16 protein-coding genes and 2 pseudogenes are annotated in these 24,510 nt (G+C 68.4%); 10 read left to right on the top strand and 8 right to left on the bottom strand.

All coding sequences use genetic code 11. From position 1 onward, the window contains the following. Window positions 1–66 precede the first annotated feature (66 nt). Both IPN02_09340 and IPN02_09335 read right to left on the bottom strand, forming a co-directional pair. Entirely contained in the window at window positions 67–1,134 is a 1,068-nt protein-coding gene (locus IPN02_09340; protein ID MBK9297023.1) for a Rho termination factor N-terminal domain-containing protein, read from the bottom strand. Window positions 1,135–1,269: 135 nt separating this feature from the next. Beyond that, window positions 1,270–1,869, bottom strand: a complete 600-nt coding sequence (locus IPN02_09335) for a pentapeptide repeat-containing protein (GenBank protein ID MBK9297022.1) — start codon at window positions 1,867–1,869, stop codon at window positions 1,270–1,272. A gap of 98 nt (window positions 1,870–1,967) precedes the next feature. Between IPN02_09335 and IPN02_09330 the strand changes: the two genes are divergently transcribed. Further along, window positions 1,968–3,830: an NAD(P)/FAD-dependent oxidoreductase gene (locus IPN02_09330; GenBank protein MBK9297021.1), complete on the top strand. Its 1,863-nt coding sequence runs from the start codon at window positions 1,968–1,970 to the stop codon at window positions 3,828–3,830. Window positions 3,831–3,858: 28 nt separating this feature from the next. On the opposite strand, the gene IPN02_09325 is transcribed toward IPN02_09330, so the two are convergent. Further along, window positions 3,859–5,229 carry a hypothetical protein gene (locus IPN02_09325; GenBank protein ID MBK9297020.1) on the bottom strand — a complete coding sequence of 457 codons (1,371 nt, stop codon included), beginning with the start codon at window positions 5,227–5,229 and terminating at the stop codon, window positions 3,859–3,861. On the opposite strand from IPN02_09325, the gene IPN02_09320 reads away from it, so the two are divergent. Further along, window positions 5,228–6,262 (top strand): hypothetical protein, encoded by a 1,035-nt coding sequence (locus IPN02_09320; GenBank protein ID MBK9297019.1) that lies wholly within the window; start codon window positions 5,228–5,230, stop codon window positions 6,260–6,262. The genes IPN02_09325 and IPN02_09320 overlap by 2 nt on opposite strands. 6 nt (window positions 6,263–6,268) lie before the next feature. Here the strand turns inward: IPN02_09320 and IPN02_09315 are convergent, their stop codons facing one another. The 3 genes and pseudogenes from IPN02_09315 to IPN02_09305 all read right to left on the bottom strand — a co-directional run bounded on the left by IPN02_09315 (window position 6,269) and on the right by IPN02_09305 (window position 10,877). Next, the gene (locus IPN02_09315) at window positions 6,269–7,345 is read right to left on the bottom strand and encodes a DUF2817 domain-containing protein (protein ID MBK9297018.1); all 1,077 of its coding nucleotides are present in this window, start codon (window positions 7,343–7,345) and stop codon (window positions 6,269–6,271) included. 36 nt (window positions 7,346–7,381) lie between these two features. Then, complete coding sequence (locus IPN02_09310; GenBank protein ID MBK9297017.1) at window positions 7,382–8,824, bottom strand: glycosyltransferase family 39 protein; 1,443 nt, start codon at window positions 8,822–8,824, stop codon at window positions 7,382–7,384. A 149-nt stretch (window positions 8,825–8,973) separates the two neighbouring features. Further along, window positions 8,974–10,877: pseudogene (locus IPN02_09305) on the bottom strand (HNH endonuclease). A gap of 293 nt (window positions 10,878–11,170) precedes the next feature. Between IPN02_09305 and IPN02_09300 the strand changes: the two are divergent. The 5 genes from IPN02_09300 to IPN02_09280 all read left to right on the top strand — a co-directional run bounded on the left by IPN02_09300 (window position 11,171) and on the right by IPN02_09280 (window position 16,170). Then, window positions 11,171–11,653, top strand: coding sequence for a transcriptional repressor (locus tag IPN02_09300; GenBank protein ID MBK9297016.1), 483 nt, complete (start codon window positions 11,171–11,173; stop codon window positions 11,651–11,653). A gap of 44 nt (window positions 11,654–11,697) precedes the next feature. Beyond that, entirely contained in the window at window positions 11,698–12,645 is a 948-nt protein-coding gene (locus tag IPN02_09295; GenBank protein ID MBK9297015.1) for a zinc ABC transporter substrate-binding protein, read from the top strand. An 80-nt stretch (window positions 12,646–12,725) separates the two neighbouring features. Continuing rightward, window positions 12,726–13,589: an ATP-binding cassette domain-containing protein gene (locus IPN02_09290; protein ID MBK9297014.1), complete on the top strand. Its 864-nt coding sequence runs from the start codon at window positions 12,726–12,728 to the stop codon at window positions 13,587–13,589. Between the two features lie 62 nt (window positions 13,590–13,651). Beyond that, window positions 13,652–14,491 carry a metal ABC transporter permease gene (locus IPN02_09285; protein MBK9297013.1) on the top strand — a complete coding sequence of 280 codons (840 nt, stop codon included), beginning with the start codon at window positions 13,652–13,654 and terminating at the stop codon, window positions 14,489–14,491. A 101-nt stretch (window positions 14,492–14,592) separates the two neighbouring features. Beyond that, the gene (locus IPN02_09280) at window positions 14,593–16,170 is read left to right on the top strand and encodes a DUF3459 domain-containing protein (protein MBK9297012.1); all 1,578 of its coding nucleotides are present in this window, start codon (window positions 14,593–14,595) and stop codon (window positions 16,168–16,170) included. Window positions 16,171–16,199: 29 nt separating this feature from the next. On the opposite strand, the gene IPN02_09275 is transcribed toward IPN02_09280, so the two are convergent. Then, window positions 16,200–16,907: a hypothetical protein gene (locus IPN02_09275; GenBank protein ID MBK9297011.1), complete on the bottom strand. Its 708-nt coding sequence runs from the start codon at window positions 16,905–16,907 to the stop codon at window positions 16,200–16,202. Window positions 16,908–17,004: 97 nt separating this feature from the next. On the opposite strand from IPN02_09275, the gene IPN02_09270 reads away from it, so the two are divergent. Further along, window positions 17,005–19,203: a helicase-associated domain-containing protein gene (locus IPN02_09270; GenBank protein MBK9297010.1), complete on the top strand. Its 2,199-nt coding sequence runs from the start codon at window positions 17,005–17,007 to the stop codon at window positions 19,201–19,203. After that, window positions 19,200–20,873 (top strand): DEAD/DEAH box helicase, encoded by a 1,674-nt coding sequence (locus IPN02_09265; GenBank protein MBK9297009.1) that lies wholly within the window; start codon window positions 19,200–19,202, stop codon window positions 20,871–20,873. The genes IPN02_09270 and IPN02_09265 overlap by 4 nt, the downstream gene beginning before the upstream one ends. Window positions 20,874–20,921: 48 nt before the next feature. Here IPN02_09265 and IPN02_09260 read toward each other — a convergent pair. Beyond that, window positions 20,922–22,177 (bottom strand): annotated as a pseudogene (locus tag IPN02_09260) (S-layer homology domain-containing protein). A 242-nt stretch (window positions 22,178–22,419) separates the two neighbouring features. Here IPN02_09260 and IPN02_09255 point away from each other — a divergent pair. Then, complete coding sequence (locus tag IPN02_09255; GenBank protein MBK9297008.1) at window positions 22,420–24,504, top strand: cellulase family glycosylhydrolase; 2,085 nt, start codon at window positions 22,420–22,422, stop codon at window positions 24,502–24,504. Window positions 24,505–24,510 lie beyond the last annotated feature (6 nt).

Below are 24,510 nucleotides of genomic sequence, written 5' to 3'. Positions count from 1 at the left end.
CGACGAACTGGCCGGCGTGCGATGACGCCGGCCAGTTCGGTTCTCGTGCTCTCGACCAGAGTTACATCAGTGGTTGCGCAGCGCTTCGATCAAGTCGCGCTTCTTCATGCCGGCGCGGCCCTGGATGTCGAGCTCCTGGGCCCGCTCGTACAGCTCGGCCCGGGTCCAGGTTTCGTACCCGCGGTCGGGCGAGGTGCCCTCGACCCGATCGGTGACGTCCTGGGCGGCCGCAGTGGTCGTCTTGGACGCATCGTCGGCGGCGTCTGAAGCGGCGGAGCGCAGCTTCTTGGCCTCGGTCGTTGCGGTGTCCTTCACCCGCTTGGCCTGGGCCTTGGTCTGACCGGACGCGGTCTTGGCTTGGGTCTCTGCCGTGTCACCCACGCGCTTGGCCTGGGCACGCACCTGGCCGGAGGCCGTCTTGGCGTCGGTCTTGGCGGTCGCCTTCGTGTCCTTGGCGGCACGTTGCGCCTGGCCGACCACGGTCTTCGCCTGCGTCGATGCTTCGTCGCTCACGCTCTTCACAGCGCTACGGGTCTGGTCGGCGACGGTGTGGGCGGCGTCGGTGGCGGTCTCGATGGTGTCCTCCGCGGCGCTCCGGGCCTGATCGGCGACGGTGTGGGCGGCGTCGGTGGCGGTCTCGGCGGCGCTCCGGGCCTGATCGGCGACGGTGTGGGCGGCATCGGTGGCGGTCTCGACGGTGTCCTCCGCGGCGCTCCGAGCCTGACCAGCAACCGTGCGGGCGGCATCGGTGGCGGTCTCGACGGTGTCCTCCGCGGCGCTCCGAGCCTGACCAGCAACCGTGCGGGCGGCATCGGTGGCGGTCTCGACGGTGTCCTCCGCCGCGCTGCGAACCTGCCCGGATGCGGTGCGGGCTGCGTCCTTGGCGGTCTCGACGGTGTCCTCGACCGCACGGACCGTCTGTCCCTTGGCGGTGGTGGCGGCGTCGCTCCCGGTCTTCAGCACCGTACGAGCGGCGTCAACGAACAGCTCGACACCCGAGTACGCAGTGCGCGCCGTGGCGCACACCAGCGAGCGCTGCAACGCGACCAGGCTGGCCGGCAGCGCGGGAAGGCGCTCTTCCAAACGATCGAGGCGCTCTTCCAAGGCATTTGTGGTCTCGGTTGATGCAGTCATGTCATCTCGCTTTCGAGCAAATCGCTCGTCGATGCGGCCCGTCGGCACGGACCTCTTCATACATTGTTCAGTGCCCGCCCTGCTTTTACATAAAACGCAGCGCTTGTCACATGTCACGTCTGCCAGCACTGCCCGCTACTCGACGGTGATGTCGAGCCCGTTGAGCAGCCGAACCGCCTCGGGCATCGAGAACGTTGCGCCCTTGATCAGCTTGGTCGTGACGTCGAGGTCGTAGCCCTGCGCACCACGAAAATCGGCCTCGGTCAGCCGTGCGTTGTGGAAGCGTGCTCCCGACAGGTCACAGCCGGCAAAGCTCGCCCCGGTCAGGTCGGCATCGCTGAACTCGGTCTCCCGCAGGTCGCTGTTGGCAAACTTCACCCGGGGGAGGTGCGCCGCCATAAACACCCCGTAGCGGAGGAAGCACCCGTCGAAGCGAAGCTGGTTGCCCAATCCCGCTCCCTTCGGGGCACGCCAGTCAACGCCCTGCATGCGGCATCGCTCGAAGGCGACGTCGCGCCAGACGCAGTCGTCGGCCAGCAGCACCCCCAGGTCGCAGTCCCTGAACACGCAATCGACGAAGGAGCAGTGCACAAGCCGGGTCGACTCGAGTGCCAGGCCCTCGAAGACACAGTCCTCGAAGCTGACCGATGCCAGCACCGCGTCGGCGGCATCGGTTGCGTCGTAGGTGACCTCGACGTACTCCTCGCCGTCCGCGGCGGTGGTGAGAGCGACCATCGGTTGACCGTACCCCCGACGTAGCGGGTCGACGACCCGGGCGCTGGTTCCTACGATCGGGCGGTCGACGTTCCATCGTCGCCGCCAGGGGGTGCCAGATGAACACGACCAACGCCGTCGAGCCGCCGGATCGCACAGCACTGCGGGCGCGCTACCGGGCCGAACGCGACAAGCGCCTGCGCAGCGACGGCTCGGACCAATACATCGAACCGACCGGCCGCTTCGCCCACTTTCGCGAGGACACCTTCACCGAGCGGGTCGAGCGGGACCCGGTGACCGACGAGGTAACCGTGGCGATCATCGGCGGCGGGTTCGCCGGCCTGACCACCGGCGCCCGCCTGGCCGAGGCGGGCGTCACCGACGTGCGACTGATCGAAGGCGGCGGCGACGTCGGCGGCGCCTGGTACTGGAACCGCTACCCGGGCGCCATGTGCGACACGGCGGCGATGGTCTACCTGCCGCTGCTCGAGGAGACCGGGCACATGCCCACCCAGAAGTACACGATGGGCCACGAGAACTTCGCCCACGCCCAGCGCATCGCCACCCACTACGGCCTGTACCAACGGGCCTTGTTCTCGACCGAGGTCACCTCGCTCGAGTGGGACGAGGCGACGTCGCGCTGGCTGATCGGCACCGACCGCGGCGACGCCATCCGGGCCCGCTTCGTGGCGATGGGCACCGGCCCGATGCACCGCCCCAAGCTGCCGGGCATCCCCGGGCTCGACACCTTCGAAGGGCATTGCTTTCACACCAGCCGGTGGGACTACCCCTACACCGGTGGCAGTCCGTCGGGCGAGCCGATGGACCGGCTGGCCGACAAGCGGGTGGGCATCATCGGCACCGGAGCGACGGCGGTGCAGGCGATCCCGCACCTGGCCCGGGACTCGGGCGAACTGTTCGTGTTTCAGCGCACGCCGTCCTCGATCGACGTCCGCAACAACCGGCCGACCGACCCCGCCGAGTTCGATGCGCTGGAAGCGGGCTGGCAACGGCGCTGGCTGGACAACTTCGCCACCCTGCAGACCGGCGGGTTCACCGACGAGGACCTGGTGATGGACGGCTGGACCGACATCGCCAAGCGCATCCGCGACCGGGTGGTCCTCGAGATGACCTCCACCGGGGAGGCGTTCACCCCCGAGTTGGTCGCCCGCGCCTATGAGGACTCCGACGATGAAAAGATGACCGAAATCCGGGCCCGGGTGGACACGATCGTCGCCGACGAGAGCGCCGCCGAGGCACTCAAGCCGTGGTATCGCCAGCTGTGCAAGCGGCCCTGCTTCCACGACGAGTACCTGCAGGCCTACAACCGGCCCAACACCCACCTGGTCGACACCGACGGGCAGGGAGTGGAGGCGATCGACGCCGCCGGGATGTGGGCCGCCGGCGAGCACTACCCGCTCGACTGCCTCATCTTCGCCTCGGGGTTCGACGTGCACCTGGCCCATTCGGCCACCTATGAGACCACCGGCCGAGACGGTCTCTCGCTGTCCGAGCACTGGGTCGACGGCATGTGCAGCCTGCACGGCACCCATGTTGCCGGGTTCCCCAACCTGTTCATCGTCGGGCTCAACCAGGGCGCCAACCTGATCTCCAACGTCACCCACAACCTCACCGAGGCCGCCACGTCGATCGCCGCGGTCGTCGCCCACGCGCTCACCATCGGCGCATTGGAGGTGGAGGCCACCGCCGAGGCCGAGCAAGCCTGGGTGGCCCAGTTCGAGAGTTCCACCCGGGGGTTTCTCGGCAACCCGGACTGCACCCCCGGCTACTACAACAACGAGGGCGCCGAACCGACTCCGGCGCAGCGCCTCAACGCCAGCGGCTACCCGGACGGCCCGGTGGCCTTCTTCGCGCTGATCGACCGCTGGCGCACCAGCGGCAGCTTCGACGGCCTGGCGTTTCGTGCCCCGGGTTCCGCACCGCTCGGGGGCGGCGCCACCACAGCCCACGAGCCCGGTTGATCAGCGCCCCGTAGGGGAGGCTGTTCCCTCAGTCGTCCAGGTCGTCCAGGTCGTCGAAGTCGTCCGGGTGGCCGACGTCGTGGCGGGGCGCCAGCGCCCGCCGGCGCAGGTAGGCCAGCACCGTCGTGACGCCGGCGTCGGTCAACGCCACCCGGCTGGGTTCCAGCTCCTCTTGGGTGGCGGAATCCCACACGGACCAGTGGTGATCGACGATGTTCAGCGCAACCCACACGCGCAACCGCTCCCACAGCGCTTCACCCACGTCCCTCGGGGAGATCTCGCCGTCGGTTCGACGCCACCCCAGAGCAGCGAGCACCGAGGCCAGCTCCCGCTCGAGTTCGTCGTCGACCGCATCGCCGTGCAACAGGCTGAGGGCCAGCAGCTCGGCAACGATGCCCTCGAACTCGCTCGAGCCGCCGATCGTGTCGACCAGTCGTCGCCACAACACGGCCGGGTTGGTCAGCGCCGCGACGCCGGACTTGGTCAGCTTCAGGTCTCGGCCGGTCCGGCGAACGAGGCGCAAGTCGGTGGCAACCTCGCGGAGGTCAAGCAGCTGGGGGACGTCGGCCTCGGAACGGGGAGGACGATCGAAGGGCCACCAGTCGAAGCGTTCGACGCCCTCGCGCACCACCGCCGGCGGAAGGTAATGGCTCTGGGTGAGCCGCAGGCCATCGGCCGCCTGTTCGAGCACCCACGTCATCGGCGCCACCATCGCCTCGGCCCCGTCAGGCGGATCGATCGGGCTGAGCAGTCGGTTGGCCACCGCCCCCCGCCAGGCCGCCACCCGGGGCTCGCGAACCCCATCGATCCAGCTCTCCACCCGCTCGGTGACGATCATCGTGAACAACGACTGGCCTGGTGGAAACTCGAGCGAGGCGTCGAGGGTCGCCTCGGTGGTCTCCTGGGCGGCCCGCTTCCACGAGCGGCCCTCCGGGTCGACCCCGCTCCTCACCAGGCGATCCTCCAGCGCTCGCTCGATCGCATCGAGGGCGGTCGCCTCCTCGCCACCCATGATCGATCCCCAGGCGAGCGCATCGGTGTCGGGGGCAACCAGACCGCTGGCCTCGCGAGCGGCCGCGGCAGCACCGCTACCAACCGCTGGTCCCTCCCGCCAGGCGTCGAGGATCCGGGTGGTCGTGTCGGAGCGGGCGATCTGGGCGTACCGGTCGAGGCCGAGCTCGCCAAGCAACGCCGCCGTGCCGGCCACCGCATCGTCCCAATCCTCCGGATCGAGCCGCTTGGGTACCCGCCACCACAGGGTGTCCTGCAGGTACGCCTGGCTGAGCACGTCGATCTCCTCGCCGGCGGTGAGCATGTCGGCCGCAAGCTCCGCGTAGGGGCCAAGGCCGGGATCTCGCTTGGTGATCGTCGCAACGGCGCTCTCGACGGAACCGGACATGACCCCATGTTCCCACCGCCGCCGAGTCGGCGCCCACCGTTTGGGTGACCGACCGGTGACCGGCGCCGTCGACCTCTCCTACGCTGGGTCGATGCGAGTCGCCTTCGTCACCACCGATGACCCGAGCGTCACCGACGAGGACGTCGATCGCCCGGCCCACGAGCGGGCCTTCGCAGCTGCCGACATCGACCTGGAGTACCGCAGCTGGACCATGGCCGCCGACTGGGATGCCTACGACCTGGTGGTGATCCGCTCACCCTGGGACTACCCGGAAAGGACGGTGGACTTCCTGGCCTGGTTGCGTTCGGTCGAGCACCTACCCACGCTGATGAACCCGGCACCGCTGATCAGCTGGAACCTCGACAAGCGCTACCTGGCGGAGCTCGACCACGCTGGTGTGCCGACGGTGCCCACCGGGTTTGCCGACTCGTTGCGCCGGGTCGATGCCCTGCTCGGCGCCCAGGCCGACCGTTCACGGCCCGGCGGCAGCTCGGGCGAGGTGGTGGTCAAGCCGACCATCTCGGCGGGCAGCCGCAACACCGGGCGCTTCGCCGTCGACGACCCCGCCGCACGAGCCCTGGCAGAGCTGATCCTCGGTGCCGGTGGCACGGTGATGATTCAGCCGGCGATCGCTTCGGTGGCCGAGCGCGGCGAGGTGGGCGTAATCGTGTTCGACGGCGAGATCTCCCACGCCATCGTCAAGGCCCCGATCCTCGACGTCGGTGGAACGCTCCTGGGCGGCAGCTACCGGGAGGCGATCACCGCTGCCGACCCCACCCCCGCTCAACGGGAGGCGACGATGGCGGCCGTCGACGTCGTCGCCTCGATCGCTGCGCACAAGCGGTGGCTGAGCGATGACGAGCCGCTCCTGTACGGCCGCTACGACCTGGTGTCGCTCAACGACGGCACCGAGGCGCTGCTCGAGGCCGAGCTGTTCGAGCCGTCGTTCTTCCTCGATACCGACCCCGACTCGCCGGCCAGATTCGTCGAGGCGGTTCGCCGCCGGGCGATCGCGGTGGCCGAGCGCCGCTGACGCCGTTCAGCCCTCAAAGGCCCGCAGCGCGTCGTCGAGCACCGCACGGCCCTGATCGAGCGCGTTGGTGGCCCACTCCGGGTCGTCGGGCGTGTAGTTGCGACGGTTCCTCACGATGATGTCGACCCCCTCAGGCGTCCCCCGATCGCCGTGGTGGTGCACCCAGTTCTCCAGCCGGGTGGTGACGACCTGATGATCGGTGGAGCGCGTGCCGAACTCGAGGACCACCGAGCGGTGCTCGCTGTCGGTGAGCACGTCTGCCAGGCCGGCGCCGAGGTGGCCGCGAGGGCCTTCGGGGCTGGACCTGGCCCGGCCCGAGATCTCGTCGGCGGTGAAGCGGTGGCGAATCCAGCGGTCGTTGGGGGTGCCGACGCGTGCGCCGGTGAGCAGCGTGTGGGTGCCGTGCGGGCCATGGCCGGTGTGCACATCGACGCTCAGCGACCGGACGGCAGCAGCAGCGTGCCGGGCGACGACGTCGGCAAGGATGCGGGTGGACTGCTCGGTGCGATCGCCCCCAAAGTAGAAGCCATCGGCATGGGTGAATTGGCCGACGCTGATCACGTCGCGCATCCAGGTGCGGCCATGCTCGGTGACCAGCGCCATCATCTGCTCTCGAAACTCCTCGAGCGTGGGAACGGTTGCGGTGTCCGGACACAGCAGCGGGTGGACGAGTTGGTACCCCTCGTTGACCGGCGGGTCGACGTGATCCCGGTTCCAGTTGCGGTTGAGGTCGACGTTGTTCTCGTTGGCCCGCCGCCACCACGCCATGCCCCACGGGTTGACGCCGTGCACCAGCACGATCCGCAGGTTGTCCGGTGGTGACAGCTCGTCCAAGCGGTCCACAAGGTCGCATTGCAGCGCCGACGCGACCGGGGCTTCGACCCCGTGCACGCCCGACAACACGATCAGAGCGTTGGGGGCATCGCCGGGACCGAAGGCGGCCACGTCGACGGTGAGCTCCTGCCCCTCCGGGCCGCTGGCGTCGATCGGATGCACCTCGATGCTCAGCCCAGCTCGGTGAACCGCCAGACGAAAACGGGCCCGCATCTCGTCATAGGTCAGCGGCAACAAGGGCAGGGCCATCGCCCGATCCTGCCATCTCGATCGCGGGGTTTGCCTCTAGCCAGCCTCCTGCGGCATGGCAGGGGCAAACCCAGCATCCCGATCCACACCATCCGCCTCCGGCGAGGCGTCACGCGGCACCGTCTCGCCGCCCGGGAGGAGATGATCGACCAGCACCGCCGCCAGCACGACGATCGCCACCTCGGCGGGCACCCGAAAGCGGGTCAGCCCGTAGAGCACCATCGCAGTGATGGTGACCATCACAAAGGTGGCCGCCAGCGGCCAGAGGGGCGTCCGTCGCCGGATGAGCACCACCGCGCCCGCCACTGCGGCGACGACCAGCGGGTAGTAGACGAAGGTGCCGATCAGGCTGAGCGCACGCTCGCGGCCCTCTGCCACGCTGTAGTCGGCCATCTGGACGGGCTGAAACACGCTCCACACCCGCCCGACCCGTGCTGCGACCACCGCCGGCACGCGGTCGAGGTGGTCGCCGATGTAGTCGACCGCTGCGCTTCGGTAGGCGGCCGAGGCCCGCGATTGATCGCCGCCAGCGGGGACATCCTCGGCACAGAAGGCGTCCCACAGCCCGATGCGGGAACCTGAGTACACGCCGTCGCAGTTGGCGCCGATCAACGTGAGCCCGTCGTTGGTCGACACGAGCACCGGCCGTTCGAAGCGGGTGGCGTTGTAGATCGTCCACGGTGCGAGCACAGCCAACGTTGCCGCACCGGCGACGACCAGCCGCACCAGCCTCGCCCGCAGGTCGATGTCGAGTCGCCACAGCACCACCGGTACGACGACCAACGGCAGATACAGCGCCAGTTCGGCCCGGGCGAGCACGCTGAGGCCGACCGCTGCGCCAAGCCAGGCCGTCGTGATCACGCTTGGGGAGCGGATCAGCCGGTAGGTCAACCACAGGCACGTCGCCATGCCCAGTGCGGTGAGCGACTCGCTCATCGCGACCCCGTCGTTCATCCACATGTTGGGGTACAGCGCCGCGATGCCCGCTGCGATCAGGCCGGCCCGGTCGCCGGCCACGGCCCGTCCGAGCAGCCCGATCATCACCACTGCGCCGGTGCCCACGAGCGCCATCGTCAACCGTTGGGCCATGGTGTTTTCGCCGGCGAGCATGGCTGCGGGGGTGGCGACCAGCGCGGTCAGGGGTGGGTGGTCCGCGGCCTCCCCACCCGTGAAGGGCCGTTCGAAGCCGTCCCCCTGGGCAATCACCTCGGCTTGCAGGCTGTAGTAGTAGGCATCGCCGCATACCTTCTGGCCGCAGGCGTCGCCGTCGCTCTTGGCCACGAGGATGTAGGCCACGCGCACGCCCAACCCCACCAGACCGATCAGGGCCAACCCGACTACAAATCGGCGGGTCCAGCCTGCGGGGACCGTCGCTTCGGTGGTCGCACGGGCCCGTGCATCAGCAACCTCGACATCGGGCAGCCCGCTCGCCGCAGGTGCTCCGGGCTCCGTCGGCGAACTGCCGGCCGGCTGGGTCATTGCGTGACTTCCCCTTCAAGGAGCCGAGGGAGGGCCCGGCGGTATGTGGCGGCGTCATCGTAGAGGGCTTGGGCCGTCGTCGTTGCACCGTGCTGGCGACGCCCACCCCCTACCATCCGCCGATCTCACCGCCTGACCTTGCGGTCGGGTCAGGGGATGAATTCGCCGTGGCGTTGGGACCACAGGACGTCGCCGGAGGGGCTGATCCAGCGGAACGTGCCATCGGGCTGGTTGTGCGGGTCGTGGTTGCACAGCATCTGCCAGTCCCGCCGGTGGGTGACGTCGTGGTGGGTGGTGCACAGCAGGCCCATCGAGGCGAGATCGCTGCGGCCGCCTGTGGACCAGTGCACGACGTGGTGTGCCTGGGTCCAGCCGATCGGTGCATCGCATCCCTGGAACACACATCCGCCGTCGCGCATTCGCAGGGCACGTCGTTGGGCGGGGGTGGCCAGACGGACCGCCCGGCCCATCTGGAGGATCTCGTGGGCCGAGTCGGTGACGAACGTGTGGATGACCGGGTTACACAACAGCCGCCACAGGTTGGTGTCAGCCAACCGGGCGGTGCCGGCGAGCACGTCACCGCGTTGGCCCAGCACCCGCCGGAACCAATCCCGGGACAGCTCCCCCACCGGCGGACGTCGATTCAACCCGGCAGGTTGGGCGAGGTTTCCGGCAGGGGCACCATCGCCGGGGACCGCTTGGCCGGCCGGCGCTCCGCTGGACTCGTGCGGAATCGAGCACCCGAGCGGACCAGCGTGACCGTCGGCGCGCTGGTCGGCACCCACGGGGTCGGTGTCGGTCTCGGCCGTGTCGTCGGTGCCGGCGGTGCCGGAGACGGCGCAGTCGGTCTCGTCGGTCTCGTCGGTGTCAGCGGTGCCGGTGTCAGTGTCGGCTCTGTCGGTGGTGTCAGCGGTGCCGGTGTCAGTGTCGGCGCTGTCGGTGTCGGTGTCGGTGTCGGTGTCGGTGTCGGTGTCTTCGGCTGGCATCGGGGCCGCTTCGACATCCAGGTTGATATGAGTCTCCGGACCGCCACCGCCCCCACCCGACGAACCCCACCGCAACAACTCCAACACCGCACGAGCCCGCAACACCCCACGCGACGGCACCCCCAAATCCGGAGTCAACCTGGCATCCCGCCGGGCCAGACGCACCAACCGATCGGTGTGTGCCTCCACCAACTGTCGGACCTCCTCAGCGGTCGACCCCGAAAACGTGCCCCTCAGATCGACCAGCCCATCCAGGGTCTCAGACAAAACACCTTGTCATCCCGCTCCACCACCGGCTCAGGACCATCCGCGTCCAACAACGCACACACCGCCGACAACTCCCGCCGCCACGCACCAAACCGGCGGCCAGGAACCCGAGCCAACAACTCGTCCTGCAAATCGACCAACGCGTCTTCGATCCGCTCGTTCGACGCCCGCACCAACGCCGCGCAATACGAATGATCAATCTCACCAGCAGCCAACGCCCCAGCAAACCTGTCGAACGTCGAATCCAACGCAGCCGCCACCCTCGTCGTCTCAGCCGCCTTCCACCCCGGCAACCCCTGCGTACGACCCAACCACGCCGTCGTCCGCTCACCACGCGCCTTCACCGACGCCTCCGCATCCTCCAACCGGGCCACCATCACCGACTCAGCCGCCGCCAACATCCGCCGAGCCCGACCAACCAACTCGACCGCCACCATCACATCACCAACATCCACAACACCAGCCCCAACGGACCCAGCCCCGGAAGCACCGGCCCCAACACCGTCGGACCCATCCCCATCCGAAACACTGCCGTCCGGACCAACCCCACCAACCCCACCGGCACCGCTGGACCCGCTGGCAGGATCATCCCCACCCACGCCACCGCGACGAGCAGCAACCCCAGGACCCGGATCGGCCACCACACCCCGCTCCACCAACACCGCCACCGCATCAACCACCGAACCCGCCACGATCGACACCGGAGCCCGCAACTCCCGATCCGGATCACGCCGCGCCTCCGCCTCAGCAAACAGCGCCCTCGCATCAGGCAAACCGGACGTATCGACGAAGTCGAACATGTGTCCAGTATGAAGAGGGCCTGTGACAACGAAGCGGGCTGAGTCCCGCTCCTCGAGAAACTTCCGTCCTCCGAGACTCAGCGAACCGCCCCTCTCACCCCACCACCCGGCCAGCTGCTCCCTCACGCCACGACGCGCAGCGAACCGCTACGCCTGAAGTCACCCCAGGGAGGAAAGCACCGCCAACGCGAGCGAGCTGCACGGCGTGCACCGCCGCCGTGCCCCGGCAGTCCCAACGCGCATCCAGAACAGACCAGACCGAAGCGATGTCGTGGCTACGCTGACGGCGCCCCATGAACCTGCGCCACCACCACACCGACTCCGGCGGGCCCCCGGCCTCGATCGACGAGATCCACGACGGCGTCGCCGTGGCATTGGCCACCGTCGAACAGCAGTACACCGCCAACCGGCGGACGCTGGTGACACTGCTTGCGTCGATCGGCCAGCCGGTAAGCCTTCCCGAGATCATGGAGCGCGAGCCGCAGTTGGCCCAGAGCTCGGTGTATCGAAACCTGGGCGTGCTCGAGCAGGCCGGCGTGGCGGTGCGCATCGTCACCAACGACGAGTTCGCCCGCTTCGAACTGGCCGAGGCCCACGGCGGGCACCATCACCACCACCTGATCTGTTCGTCGTGTGGGGCGGTGGAGGACTTCACGTTGTCGAGCGGGGTTGAGGCCACCATCGTTCGGGAACTCGAAGAGTTGGCCCACCGGCACGGGTTTGTCCCCTCAGAGCACCAGGTGGACCTGGTCGGCCTGTGCGCCGACTGCCAGTAGGGGCCGACCGCGTACGCTGCAATGAGAATGGGTATCATCCTTGGATGCACCCCAGCGCCCCCACCCCCAACCATCGGCGTGGATGGGCGCTGCTTGCCTTTGGTGTCACGGCACTCGGTCTGACGCTCGGCGCCTGCAGCTCAACCGACACTGCCGACGCACCGCGCGGCGACTGCCCGGTGGAACCCGTCAGCGTCGTGGCCACCGTCAACCAGTGGGGCCAGATCGTCGAGCAACTTGGCGGCGACTGCGTCACGGTCGACTCGATCATCTCCGGTTCGGCCGCCGATCCCCACGACTACGAGCCGACACCCGCCGACAGCGCCGCCTTCGAGGACGCCGACCTGGCCGTGCTCAACGGCCTTGGCTACGACAGCTGGGCACAGCGGGCCCTCGACCAGGTGGGCGACGGCCCGGCGGTGATCGTTGCGGGCGATGTGGCCGGCCGCACCACCGGCGACAACCCCCACATCTGGTACTCGCCCGAAGCGGTGCGCGCCATGACCGAGGCCATCACCGGTGAGCTCGCCCAGCTCACCCCCCTCGGCCCCGATGCTGGTGGCTACCTCGGCGAGCGATTCGACGCCTGGATGGAATCGCTCCAGTCGTACGACGACGCGATCGACGGCCTGGCGAAGGCGGGGGACGGCGCAACGTTCGCATCGACCGAGCCGGTCGCCGACGACCTGTTGGAGGCGGCCGGCCTGAGCAACGTCACTCCGCCCGGGTACCGGTCAGCGGCACTGAACGAGACCGAACCCTCCCCCTCCGACCTGGCGGCGTTCGACGACCTGCTCGCTTCGGGCAAGGTGGACCTTCTGGTCGTCAACCCGCAGAGTGAAGGCCCGGTGGCCGATCAGCTGCGCCGCAGCGCGGACGGCGATCAGGTGCCGGTGGTCGAGGTCACCGAGGCGGTGCCGGACGACGCCGACGGGTTCGTCGCCTGGCAGGTCGCCCAGCTCAACTCGCTCACCGCTGCCCTGGGCCAATGACGCTGCCCGATAACCCCCGCCCGATGACGCTGCCCGATGGAGACCATCCCGATGAACGCTGTCTCGATAAAGGCCTCCCGATGATCGACCCCAGCAGTGACGACCGCGCCTCCGGTGATGTCGCAGCGCCTCCTGCCGTGCTCAGGGTGCCGGCCGAGGACATCGTCGTCGGGACGAGCCCGGGCGACACGGTGGTTCACCTTGAGGACGTCGCGGTTGCTCGGGGCGGCCGCGAGATCTGGTCAGAGGGCACCTTCGATGTCCCCCGGGGTTGCATCGTCGGGGTGATCGGCCCCAACGGCTCCGGGAAGACGACCTTCCTGCAGTTGCTGATGGGTCTGCTGACCCCGAGCGCCGGCAGCCTCGAGGTCTTGGGCGAGACCCCTCGCCGCGGCAATCCCTGCATCGGGTACGTACCCCAGAACTACACCGCAGCCGTCGGCGACGCGGTGCGCTGTCGCGACCTGGTGCATCTGGGGTTGGTGGGCACCCGATGGGGCACGGGCCACGGAAACCTGGAGCCCGGCAAGCTCGTCGATGAGGCATTGACCGCCGTCGACGCCATGGGCTTCGCAGACGAGCGCATGTCCGAGGTGTCCGGAGGGCAGCAACAGCGGGTGGCGATCGCCGCCGGGCTGGTCAACTCGCCAAAGCTACTGCTGCTCGACGAGCCGCTGGCCAACCTCGACATGCGCAACCAGCGCGAGATCGCCGCGTTGCTCGGCCGGCTCGCCGCCGAGCGGAACATGACCGTGTTCGTCGTCGCCCACGAGCTCAACTCGCTGCTCGAGGTGCTGACGAGCGCGGTGTACCTGCTCGATGGTCACGCCCACTACGACGTGATCGGCAAGGTGGTTGACGCCGAACTGCTCAGCCACCTGTACGGCACTTCGATCGGGGTGGTTCGAACCCCCCAGGGTGACCTGTTCACCCGCAACGCCTGATGGGGCTGCTCGCCGGGATCGGCTATCAGCAGAACTGGATTGACGTGCTCGGTGCCACGTTCATGCGCCACGCGTTTATCGGCGGCACGCTGGTGGCGCTGGCCTCCGGGCTGATCGGCTACTTCGTCGTCGTCCGCCGGGATGCCTTCGCCGCCCACGCCCTGGCCCACATCGGCTTTCCCGGGGCCACCGGCGCGGCGCTGGTCGGGGCGCCGGTCACGCTGGGTCTGGCGGTGTTTTGTGTCGCCGGAGGCCTGGCGATCGGCGCCTTCGGCAAGCGGGTGGATCGCCGGGAGGTGGCCACCGGCACCGTGCTGGCGTTCGCTACGTCGCTCGGCGTGCTGTTTGCCTCGATGGCGACCGACAGCGCCGCCAGCGTCACCAGCGTGCTGTTCGGCAACCTGTTGGCCATTTCCACCGATCAGCTGATCGTGTTCGGTGCGATGACCGTCGTGCTCGTCGTGGCGATGGTCATCATCGCCCGGCCGCTGTTGTTCGCATCGATCAGCCCGGAGGTGGCCGAGGCGCGGGGCGTGCCGGTGCGGGCCTTGGCCATCGCCTTCCTTGTGTTGCTGGCGCTGGTGGTGGCCATGGCCACCCAGGTGGTGGGCACGCTGTTGCTGTTCGCCCTGGTGGTCACCCCGGCCGCTGCTGCGCTGGCGCTGACCGCGCGCCCGGTGGTCGTCGTCGCCGGGGCAACCGCCATCGCCCTGGGCAGCGTGTGGGGCGGGCTGGTCATCTCGGCGATGTTCAACCTGCCGCCCAGCTTTCCGATCGTGTCGCTGGCCTTCGCCACATGGCTGGCCGCGCTGGCCCGCAGCCGGTCGGTGGAGCGCACCGGGCGCGTCGCTCCCGCTCCCGCCTCAACAACGTCCACCGCCACCGCCACCGAACGCGTCTGAGCGGCGCCGGGCGTCCCGCCGCCGAAACCCGCCCGCCGCCACCGCACCGCCCGCCGGCGAAACCCCGCCCGTCGCCGTATCACCGCCTCTAGGTTGGGACGATGACCACCGAACCGGGCCCGTGGTGGCGCAGCGCCGTCATCTACCAGATCTATCCCCGCAGTTTTCGGGACACCTCCGGCAACGGGGTGGGCGACCTGCGGGGCATCATCGACGGCCTCGACCACATCGCCACGCTGGGCGTCGATGCCATCTGGCTGTCGCCGGTCTTCACCTCGCCGATGGTCGACCACGGCTACGACGTGGCCGACTACTGCGACATCGATCCCTCCTTCGGCACGTTGGACGACTTCGACGAGCTGGTCGCCCGGGCCCACGACCGCAACCTGCGGGTGATCCTCGACTGGGTGCCCAACCATTCGAGCGATGCCCACCCCTGGTTCGTCGAGTCGCGCTCGTCGCGGGACAACCCCAAGCGTGACTGGTACCACTGGCGCGACGGCACACCCGACCGGCTGCCCAACAACTGGACCCGGGCCTTCCCGCCCGACGAACCGGCGTGGACCTGGGACGCCCGCACCGATGCCTGGTACCTCAACCTGTTCAGCCCCGAGCAGCCCGACCTCAACTGGGCCAACCCCGAAGTGCGCTTGGCCATGGCCGACACCCTGAGGTTCTGGTTGGACCGTGGTGTGGACGGGTTTCGCATCGACGTCGTCCACGGGCTGGGTAAGGACCCCGCACTGGCCGACGTGCCCGAGGAGGTGGCCGGCCTGCCCGCCGTCGCGCTGATCGACACCGAGCTCACCCACGACTACGTGCGGGAGATCCGTTCGGTGATCGACGAGTACGACGACCGGGTGGCGATCGGCGAGGTGTTCCTGCTGGAGTCGGCCCGAATCGCCAAGTACTACGGCACGGGCGACGACGAGTTGCACCTGGCGTTCAACTTCCCGGCGATGTTCGGGCCGTGGGAGGCCGAGGCGTGGCGGCGCAACCTGGACGGCGCCGAGGAGCACTTCACGTCCAAGGGCTTCCAGACCACGTGGGTGCTGTCCAACCACGACAACCCCCGGCACCGCACCCGCTTCGGGGGCGATGAGGCGGTCGCCCGCGCCGCAGCCGTGCTGCTGCTGGGGCTGCCGGGCACGCCGTTCCTCTACGCCGGCGAGGAGCTCGGCCTCGAGGACGCCGAGGTGCCACCCGAGGCGATCGTCGATCCGTCCGGCGGGCGACGCGACGGCTGCCGGGCGCCGATCCCGTGGACGATCGGGCCCGGCCACGGCTGGGCCTCGCCCGGCACCTGGCTGCCGTTTCCGCCCGAGGCCGACGAGCACAGCGTCGAGGCCCAGAGCGCCGATCCCTCTTCGACGCTGGCCCTGTACCGCAGGTTGCTGACGCTGCGGTCGGCGTCGGATGCGCTGCGCCTGGGCGGCCATGAGATCGTGCACGATCACGACGGCGTGCTCGCCTGGCGCCGGAGCGTCGGCGGTACTGACGACACCAACGGCGCAGACGACGTGCTGGTCGCGGTCAACTTCACCTCGGAGCCGGTGGTGTTCGAGGGCTTCGCCGACTGGAACTCGCTGGTCTCGTCGCACCCCGACCGTGCGGTCGCCCAGGTAGTCGGGGGCCACATGATGCCCGACGAAGCACTCTGGGCCGCTCCGCCTCGGTGAGCGGCAGCGCTCAACGAGGGTGGACGGGCCTAATAGTGGCCGATCTCGCCAAAGTTGAGCTGTTGGCCGGGGCTGAGGTGGCCTGCAAACACGCCCGATTCGCCGCCGGTCGCAAGACCTCGGGGGAGCGTGACCGATCCGCCGAAGTTGGGGTCTCCCCACGCGGGCTCACGCGTGCCCGACTTCCAGATCTTTCCTTGCAGGGAGTTGCCGATGGTTCGGGCGCAGACCCGCCACGGCAGGGCCGGCATGCGCATGCTCTGCCGGTAGAAGCCAGGTGCTGAGATCGATCCGAGGAGCGCATAGGTCGGGCGACGCCCGCTGTCCATGTAGTGGACGTTCCAGTTCCACCGTGCACCCCACAGGACATTGTTGGTCAGCGTGATGGCGGTGGTTCTGCCGCCGGCGGTTCGAACGTGCAGGGCGACCCCGGGCTGGGCAAAAGCGGTGAGCCCGCCCGGCATGGGCTTGATGGTGGCGCAGACCGAGCTCCCTGGGCTTCCGGACTCGGTCACGATGATTCGTGTGTCGGCGCCCCGCCTGGAGCCCCCGTTCCTCACCGTCAGCACCCCTCGGGACACACCGACCGTGTAGGCGCCGTCGTTGGAGATCACCCGCGCTGTGAAGTTACCCGATCCGGGCCGTGGCACCGGGGCGCAGGCAGACGAAACGACCACCAGCACCGAGACGACCAGGGTGAGCGAGGCGCCGCGCCCACGGTTCCGTTGAATGGACATCGTCGCATCGTATGTGAAGCGTCAACCTGCGCCCGGGTGCCCAGCGACGGGGAGCCGGTGGGGGATCGTCGGGCACCACACGTAGGCTGTCTGCTCGATGTCGCCACTGTGGAACCTCAACGATCCGCCCTCCGGCGACGATATTGCTGCGGCGCTGCAGGCGTTTCCCGTCGTGGCCGATGTGTTGCGGGCCGCTGCGAAACCCCCGGACCGGGTGCTGCCCTTTCATCACGTCTGCGGGTTCGACGAGCTGTTCCCCTGCCTCAGCCCGTTGGGCCTCCGGTTGTTGCAACTCGATCGATTTCACGGCGGCGTCAGCCGCGACGCCGCCCTTCAGGAAACGTCCGAGGTGCCTCCGGAGCTGGTCGACCGCGAGGCGTCCAACCTGGTCATCGCCGGGTTGGCGGTCTTCCGCGGCGACCGGCTGCGGTCGCACCCCGACATCGCCCGGTACATCCCGATGCCGCTGCCGATGCTTGAGAACGCAGTGAACTCGATCAACAGCGACCGCCTCGCCACGGCCTGCCGCCGGATGGGCATACGGTCGGGCACCACCAAGGCCGAGCGGAGCGAGGCGGTGCTCGCTGGCCTGCGCCAGCCAACGACGATCGAGAAGGCGCTGTCGTCGGTGAGCCCCGAGGCCAGGCGACTCTTCGGGCGCATCGTCGAGTTGACCTCCGTCGATCGATTTGGGTTCACCGACTCCGATGAGGCGCCGGGATCGGTGCCACTCGACAGCCTGATGAACGCCAACACGGTGCAGTACCGGGCGGCCTCGCGCGATCTGCTGTCGCTGTATGCGCCCGTTCGGGGCAACATGACGCCGCTCGGCGAGCTGGTCGAGGCCCTGCTGATCACCGCCTCGATGGGGTGGGGCGACAGCGTGACGCTGTTCATGGAGGTCGCCCACGGGTGCGGCAAGGCGTTGGGGCCTGCGCTGGTGCCGCCGCCCGACGTCGTTGGTGTTCCCGTCCAGGAGACCCCGATGGGCCCCACCCGCGTGGTGGCCCAGCTGGGCGACGTGGTGGGCCACCTGGGCGACCATCCGGTTGAGGGCAAGAAGTCGGGCGACCGTCGGGCGCCGGTGGCCACCTGGCGCAGCGCCGCCAAAGCGACCGGCATCGACAAGGACCTCGGGGTGCTGCTCGGGGGCCTGGCCGCCGACCTGGGCCTGATCTACGCCCAGGCGATGCCCGCTCGGGGTCGCGGTCGCAAGGTGTTCCACCCCGTGCGGTGGCGTCCCAACCTGCGCCGCATCGCCGAGTTCGACCGGCTCGAGGTGGGCACCCGCTGGCTCAGCCTCGTCGAGGCGTGGCTGGAGGGTGGGCGGGGTGAGGACGCGTACGCCCAGTCGGTCAAGCGGTCGCTGTTGGTGTCGGTGCTCGCATCGATGCCCGAGGGTCGGGCGATCGAGCGTGGCGACTTCATGGCGCTGGCCACCGGGCGACACGTGGCGCTGAACGACGTCGACGAACTCAGCGAGCACCTGACCACCGCCGCCGCCTTGGGCCTGATCGGCGACCCGGGACGTCCGGGGCTGACCGAGGCCGGGCGTGCGGCCATCGGCGGGGCCGACGCGGTCAACGCTGTGGTCGGTGGCGGCGACCGCAGTTTCCTGGTGCAACCCGACCATTCGGTGGTGGCCCCGCCGAACATGGCCCCCGACGTGGTGGCGCAGCTGATGCGCTACGCCGACCTGGAGAGCGAGGGCGGCGCCTCGGTGTGGCGGCTCTCGGCCCGGCGCCTGGCCCAGGCGGCGCCCACCACCTCCCCCGAGGAGGTCCAGCGGTTTTTCGCTGACGGGTCGTCGGTGCCGGTGCCCGACGCCGTGCTGCGTTTCATCGACGATGCAATGGGGTCGGTGTCGCCGGTGACGGTCACCGAGGTGGGCTGCGTCATCACCGCTGCCGACCCGATGGTGATCTCCGACGCCGCCCGTCACAAGCCGGCCAAGCTCACCGTGGTGGCGGCCGGCGTGGCCACCTCGCCGCTCACCGCCGCCCGTGTTCGGGACGTGCTGGCCACCAGGGGCGTGATCCTCGCCTCCTCAACCCCGGCCGAGGCGACCATCACCTCGATCGGGAGCGCAGCTTCGGCCGACCCGAGCGCACCATCCACGGCGTCGCCGACGGGCACCGATGCGCTGCTGCCCCCACCGGTGGACGATGCCATCGCCGGGTGGATCGTCGACCAGCCGGACCCGGCGGATCCTCTGCCCTCCCCGAAGCCGATCGGCTTCGACGACCACCTGGTGGCGGCGCTGACCGCGTCGATCTCACAGCGAGCGAGCACATGAGCGACCCGACCAACCCCCTGATCGTGCAAGGCGACCTGTCGGTGCTGGCCGAGGTGTCATCGCCGCGCTTCGACGAGGCCCGGGCCAAGCTGGCACGGTTCGCCGAGCTGGACAAGGCCCCCGAGCACATCCACACCTACCGGATCACGCCGCTGTCGCTCTGGAACGCTGCTGTGTCCGGGCTGAGCTCGGGCGACGTGGCCGCCACGATCACCGGCCTGGCCAAGTACCCGGTGGCGCCGTCGGTGCTGGCCGAGGTGCACGACCAGATGGGCCGTTACGGCCGCCTGCGGCTGGTGCGCGACCACGACACCGCCGCCCTGGCGCTCACCTCGGCCGAGCCGGCCTTGTTGGAGGAGGTCAGCCGGGACAAGCAGGTGGCCGAGCTGTTGGGTAACCGCCTGGACGGCAACCGCTTTGCGGTGCGCAATGGCGACCGGGGCGTGCTCAAGCAGGCGCTAATCCGCCTCGGCTGGCCCGCCGCGGATGAGGCCGGGTACGCCAAGGGCACACGGCTGGAAGGGGCCGAGCTCACCGCCGAGCTGCGCTCCTATCAGAGCGATGCGCTGGCCGCCTGGTGGCACGAGGGCAACATCGAGGGCGGCAACGGTGTGCTGGCCCTCCCGTGCGGCGCGGGCAAAACCATCATCGGCCTGGGCGCCATCGCCACAGCCGGAACCCACACGCTGATCGTCGTCACGTCGATCAGCTCGGCGCATCAGTGGCGCCGGGAGCTGCTGGCCAAAACCAACCTGACCGAGGACCAGATCGGCGAGTACTCGGGCGATTCCAAGGAGATCCGTCCGGTCACGATCGCCACCTATCAGGTGCTCACCTGGGCCAAGCGGGGCGTCGGGGCCGACGCCGACATGTTCGACCGCCACCCGCACTTGAAGCTGTTCGACGAGCGCGGTTGGGGGCTGGTGATCTACGACGAGGTGCACCTGCTGCCCGCCCCGGTTTTTCGGGCCACCGCCCGCATCCAGGCGATCCGTCGCCTGGGGCTCACCGCCACGCTGGTGCGGGAGGACGGCAAGGAGGGCGACGTGTTCAGCCTGATCGGGCCGAAGCGTTTCGATGCCCCGTGGAAGGAGTTGGAGGCGATGGGCTGGGTGGCCCCCGCCACCTGCACCGAGGTGCGGGTCAGCCTCACCGACGAGCAGCGCATGGCCTATGCGGTGGCCGAACCGGCGGAGCGCCACCGGCTGGCCGCCACGACGCCGTCGAAGCTGGTGGCCCTCGACGAGCTGATGACGGCCCACCAGGGCGACCGGATCCTGGTGATCGGGCAGTTCCTCGATCAGCTGGCCAAGGTCGCCGAGCGCCTCGGCGCCCCGCTGATCACCGGCAAGACCCCCCAGAAGGTGCGCGACGAACTGTTCGAGGGGTTCCGTTCGGGCGAGATCGACGTGCTGATCGTGTCCAAGGTGGCCAACTTCTCGATCGACCTGCCCGAGGCCAACGTGGCCATCCAGATCTCCGGGCAGTTCGGCTCCCGCCAGGAGGAGGCCCAGCGCCTCGGTCGCATCATGCGCCCCAAGGCCGAGGGCGGCTCCGCCGAGTTCTACACGATCGTCGCCGCCGAGACCGTCGAGCAGGCCTTCGCCCTCAACCGCCAGCGTTTCCTCGCCGAGCAGGGCTACACCTACACGATCGTCGACGCCGCGTAGCGAGCTTGACTCAGCTCAACCCATGATGGCGTGCCTTGAACGTTGTGTTCAACCCCTCACGGCTACCGCTGCGGGGCCGACGTTGCTGAACCTGAATCCTTGACCGGCTTGGAGGTGACCCGCATACACACCCGATTCGCCTCCTGTGGCCAGCCCTCTCGGGATCGAGACAGAACCTCCGAAGTTTGGATCCCCCCACGCAGGCTCGACGGCTCCTGCGTTCCACACCTTTCCTTGCACGGTGTTGCCGACGGTTCGAGCGCAGACCCGCCAGGGGAGGGGCGGCAACGGTTGACCTTCCCGGTAGAAGCCGGGCGCCTCGAACGACCCGAGACCGGTGAAACCCTCGCTACTTCCACTGTCCATGTGGTGGGCATTCCAAATCCACCTAGCGGTCGCCCAGACGTTGTTCGTCAGCGTGAGTGCGGTGGTTCTCCCCCCCGCAGTTCGAATGTGCACGGCAACCCCAGGCTGAGCGAAACCAACGATCGCGCCGGTCACCGACTCGATCGTGGCACAAACCGAATCGGGAGGACTTCCCCTCTTTGCCACGACAACCCGCGTGTTCGCCCCCCTCCCAACTTGGCCGTTGGTGACCTTCACCACCCCATTGGACTCGTCCATCGAGTAACTCCCGTCATCGGTGATCGTCAACATGGTGAAGTCAACGGGGGGTGGCGGGCAGGAGGAGCGCCAGAGGAAGACGGCCATTTGTGCGCGGGTGACCATGTTCGATGGGGAGTATCTGCCGGGTGAAGTGCCGGAGGTGATCCGGTCGCCGACGAGCCACCCGACCGCCGTTCCGGCGAAATGTCCGGCGGGAACGTCGTTGAACCCGTGCGGCCCCACCGGGGTGGGCCCACCGGCTGCTCGCCACAGGAACACCGCCATCTGTGCGCGGGTGACCGGTTGCGACGGCGAGTACGTGCCGGGTGAAGTGCCGGAGGTGATGCCGGCTCCGACCAGCCACCCGACCGCCGTTCCGGCGAAATGTCCGGCGGGAACGTCGTTGAACCCGTGCGGCCCCACCGGGGTGGGCCCACCGGCTGCTCGCCACAGGAACACGGCCATCTGTGCGGGGTGACCGGTTGCGATGGCGAGTACGTGCCGGGTGAGGTGCCGGAGGTGATGCCGGCTCCGACCAACCAGCCGACCGCCAGGTTGGCGAAGTGGTTGGTGGGAACGTCGTTGAACCCGTGGGTTGCAGGCGCCGCACACGACGACGCCGCCGCATCCTCGAGTCCGGACGGGCCCGGTGGCGGACTGCCTTGGGCGCCCGCCGGCACGCCGAAAGTCACCACCATCACCAACGACCAGCCCATGAGCAAACGAACTGTGAGAAGGCGATTCACCGGTTGACTGTATCCGTTCATCCGGTCAGGGATGCGACTCCACCAAGGCGCTCACGGCAGCGGAAACGAAGTGGTGATCGAGCCTTGGTGCTGAGATTCGAAAGAACTGATTGCTTTCCAGGCGACCCGGGCTACTCTTCGGGAGAGCGTAATTCTCATTCGAGATAACGGGGTTTCACACCCAAGGGGTACGCATGAAGGCTCACGCCCAACGGCTCGCAGCGTTGCTGTTTGCCGTGATCATCGGAAGTGCGGCTCTCCAGCTGAGCGGTGTCGCCAGCGCGGCGCCACTGGCCCCAAACCTGACGGAGGTGGTCGTTCAACCGGACCAACGCACCGTAGAGGTGACCTGGCAACACACGGGGCAGACACTGGTGAGCTACGAGATCTGGTGGCGGACCTCCGGAACGTCGACTTGGCAGTGGGTGTCATCGTCGGCCGGTGGAACCAACAGCTCATGGGTCCCGTACGCGTCGGCACAGAGCACCTACGTCGAGCGGCTGAAGATGCCCGCGTCGGTCGCCAAGACCAAGGTCGACATCGGCATCAAAGCGGTGCAGGGGACCTGCCCGCCCGACTCCAACTGCTCGAATCTCGACGACGCCAAGATCACCAACATAGGAATGAAAGCCGCCCCCAAGGTCACCCTCACTTCGGATCCGACGTCCATCCAAGTCAACTGGACCGCAGCATCGGGCTCGTTCCCATTCGTGTCCTACGACGTGTTCTTGAAACCCACCTCCTACCCCGGCCCGATCGAGGACTGCTGGAGCACCTGGGAGGGCACCCGCAAGAACACGACGAAATCACTCACCAGCGTGCCGGCCGGATGTGGCGGCGGAGCAGTTCAACCTCAGACCCAATATCAGGTTGGAGTCCGAACGATCCAGCAGACCGGCGCCAAGCCCGTTTGGACCACCGTCCGGGTCGCCACAGCCACCACACCGTCGGGCTTGCCGGCGCACTGCCAGTCTACCGACGAGCTGTTTTGCACCGACTTCCCGAACGGGTTCGTGAAGACAGCAGCCTGGCCTGCCGCCCAGCAGGGTGACCCGGTCACCCTGAACGGGGCCAACATCAAACACGCCCCATACCTCAACGGCTCCAACTGGACCACGCCGGCCGTGGTCGACGAGATCAACAACGGCTTCGGGTCCAGCTCGGCACCCGACTGGAACGTCATCAGGCTGAACATGGACTGGCCGACCTACCAGATCGAGCAGGGCGGATCTGTCACCGTCGACCCGGTGGCACTCCAGGAGCTGGACACCGTGATTGACGCAGCCAAGGCCCAGGGGCTGTACGTCATCCTGGTGCCCGCCCATACAAGGTGGCCCGGATCGCTGTGCGGCATGAGCACCCGGATGGCCGATGCGACCCATGACATCCCGAAATGGATGTGGGACATCGTCGCTCCCAGCCTGACTCCGGAGTGCAAGAAGTGGTCGACAACGGCTCAGGACCTCGAGGATGAGGTCTTCGCCCGTCCTGAGTTCAAGACCTACATCCGAACTCTTGCGGACCGTTACTCGGACTTCTCGACGAGCGCCAAGGCTGACAGGTCCGAGACCGTGGTGGCTCTGGATCTGATCAACGAACCCAAGGGTGACGGCGGGGTTCAAAGCAAGCAGTCAAAGATGATCGCCAACTACACGGCGATCGTCCAGGACGTTCGGGCCAACAGCACCGCCACCAACAAGATCCTGATGGCCGAGCCAACCCACGGCGACACCTCGCTGGCTCAAAACAGTGCGGACCTGGCGACGTTCGCAGCGTCGAGCAAAAACCTCATGTGGTCCTTCCACGACTACTTCGGTGGCGGAACCGACGGCAGTGAACCACCGACCGACCCCATATGGGGCTATGGCCGCAGCAGCTATGGCTTCCCGAAGGGGCAAGATCGAACCGACAGCAACCCACGGCCATACACGTACGGCAACGAGGCAGCCCAGCACCGCACCTACGTTGAGCAAGTGATCGGCTGGTCTACCGCTCAAGGTCTTCCGGTGTACATCGGCGAGTATGGCGTCTACAACCCGTGCTGGGGCAACGTTGAATCGGAAGCGATGGAGTACGCCACCCAGACCAGGGACCTGTACGACTCCATCCCGATCAGCCCGGGCTCCAGCACCACAGCCCCTGTGTCCCGCACGTGGTGGATCAACGGGTCAAGCAACGCCGCCAGCGCTATGGAGCTCCGACGAGCCAGCACGGCGGGGCCAGCGGGTTGTGGCCCGGAGGTCGGTGGCTATTTTGCCCACGCAGCGGGAACCACCTAGGCAACG

This window comes from Candidatus Microthrix subdominans, assembly GCA_016719385.1.
Taxonomy (GTDB): Bacteria; Actinomycetota; Acidimicrobiia; order Acidimicrobiales; family Microtrichaceae; genus Microthrix; species Microthrix subdominans.
This window is presented reverse-complemented; position numbering and strand designations above follow the sequence as displayed.